We start from the raw sequence: 2,500 nt of genomic DNA, 5'->3' as shown, positions 1-2,500 counted from the left end.
CACTGGAGGACCGAACCCACATCCGTTGAAAAGGATCGGGATGAGCTGTGCCTAGGGGTGAAAGGCCAATCAAACTCGGAGATAGCTGGTTCTCTGCGAAATCTATTTAGGTAGAGCGTCATCCGAATACCCCGGGGGGTAGAGCACTGGATGGGTAATGGGGCCCCACAGGCTTACTGATCCTAACCAAACTCCGAATACCGGGGAGTACTAGATGGCAGACACACTGCGGATGCTAACGTCCGTAGTGGAGAGGGAAACAACCCTGACCTACAGCTAAGGCCCCTAATTCATGGCTAAGTGGGAAAGCAGGTGGGATGTCCAAAACAACCAGGAGGTTGGCTTAGAAGCAGCCATCCTTTAAAGATAGCGTAACAGCTCACTGGTCTAATTAAGACGTCCTGCGGCGAAGATGTAACGGGGCTCAAGCCATGAGCCGAAGCTTAGGATGCACATAGTGCATGGTAGCAGAGCGTAGTGTGACATAGTTCCATGCGTCTTTAACCTTCCTCTGGAAGGTCTTGGACGCACGGAGCTTTCGATGAAGCGGGCGCGTGAGCGATCCCGTGGAGAGATCACTAGCGAGAATGATGACATGAGTAGCGACAAAGAGTGTGAGAGACACTCTCGCCGAAAGTCCAAGGGTTCCTGCTTAAAGCTAATCTGAGCAGGGTAAGCCGGCCCCTAAGGCGAGGCCGAAAGGCGTAGCCGATGGGAACTAGGTTAATATTCCTAGGCCAGGAGGATGTGACGGATTGTGAAGGTAGTTCATCCTTATCGGATTGAATGGGCTGCTGATCAGTCCCTGGAAATAGCCCTCCATGAGACCGTACCCTAAACCGACACAGGTGGACTGGTAGAGAATACCAAGGCGCTTGAGAGAACGATGTTGAAGGAACTCGGCAAAATACCTCCGTAAGTTCGCGAGAAGGAGGCCCGGTTCCAAGGCAACTTGGAGCTGGGGGCACAAACCAGGGGGTGGCGACTGTTTATTAAAAACACAGGGCTCTGCGAAGTCGCAAGACGACGTATAGGGTCTGACGCCTGCCCGGTGCCTGAAGGTTAAAAGGAGGGGTGAGAGCTCCGAATTGAAGCCCAGGTAAACGGCGGCCGTAACTATAACGGTCCTAAGGTAGCGAAATTCCTTGTCGGGTAAGTTCCGACCTGCACGAATGGCGTAACGACTTCCCCGCTGTCTCCAACATCGACTCAGCGAAATTGAATTGCCTGTCAAGATGCAGGCTTCCCGCGGTTAGACGGAAAGACCCCGTGCACCTTTACTACAGCTTCGCACTGGTATCAGGATTGTGATGTGCAGGATAGGTGGTAGGCATCGAAACCGGAACGCTAGTTCCGGTGGAGCCTCCCTTGAGATACCACCCTTCGCACTCTTGATATCTAACCGCGGTCCGTTATCCGGATCCGGGACCCTGCGTGGCGGGTAGTTTGACTGGGGCGGTCGCCTCCTAAAGCGTAACGGAGGCGCGCGAAGGTTGGCTCAGAGCGGTCGGAAATCGCTCGTTGAGTGCAATGGCAGAAGCCAGCCTGACTGCGAGACTGACAAGTCGAGCAGAGACGAAAGTCGGCCATAGTGATCCGGTGGTCCCAAGTGGGAGGGCCATCGCTCAACGGATAAAAGGTACGCCGGGGATAACAGGCTGATACTGCCCAAGAGTCCATATCGACGGCAGTGTTTGGCACCTCGATGTCGGCTCATCTCATCCTGGGGCTGGAGCAGGTCCCAAGGGTACGGCTGTTCGCCGTTTAAAGAGGTACGTGAGCTGGGTTTAGAACGTCGTGAGACAGTTCGGTCCCTATCTGCCGTGGGTGTAGGATACTTGAGAGGAGTTGCCCCTAGTACGAGAGGACCGGGGTGAACGATCCACTGGTGGACCTGTTGTTGCGCCAGCAGCAGTGCAGGGTAGCTATGATCGGACAGGATAACCGCTGAAGGCATCTAAGCGGGAAGCCCCCCTCAAAACAAGGTATCCCTGAGGGCCGAGGTAGACCACCTCGTCAATAGGCCGGAGATGTAAGTGCAGCAATGCATTCAGTTGACCGGTACTAATCGCCCGATAGGCTTGATCTGTTCCAGTAACAGGCAGTGACACAATGAACCAAAAGCAAAACAAACTTGGACTTCATCGCGATTGTATCTCGACGATCTCTCACAAAGATCGTCAATATGGATTTTCCTCGGTTTGGTGGTCATAGCGCAAGTGAAACACCCGGTCCCATCCCGAACCCGGAAGTTAAGCACTGTTGCGCCGATGGTACTGCGTCTTAAGGCGTGGGAGAGTAGGTCACCGCCAAACCTAGTAAAATCCATAAACTCTAAACGATAACAATAAAAAATACCTTCAGATATACCCCTCTGAAGGGATAAATGCTCAATCACAACATCAGTGATAAAGCAATTAATGGCTCAATTCGCGCAACGCGCCAGAGCATAAATAAAAATGTCGCGGGATGGAGCAGCCCGGTAGCTCGTCAGGCTCAT

The 2,500-nt window shown here is 53.2% G+C and carries 2 rRNA genes (1 of these 2 cut by a window edge); both read left to right on the top strand.

Annotated elements, in window-relative coordinates:
- A 23S ribosomal RNA gene (locus tag WLQ66_RS18735) occupies positions 1-2,089 on the top strand; it begins 785 nt to the left of the window's first position.
- A gap of 111 nt (positions 2,090-2,200) precedes the next feature.
- Positions 2,201-2,315, top strand: a 5S ribosomal RNA gene (gene rrf, locus WLQ66_RS18730).
- The last annotated feature ends 185 nt before the right edge of the window (positions 2,316-2,500 follow it).

The sequence above is a fragment of the Phaeobacter sp. A36a-5a genome, assembly GCF_037911135.1.
Classification (GTDB): domain Bacteria; phylum Pseudomonadota; class Alphaproteobacteria; order Rhodobacterales; family Rhodobacteraceae; genus Phaeobacter; species Phaeobacter bryozoorum.
This window is presented reverse-complemented; position numbering and strand designations above follow the sequence as displayed.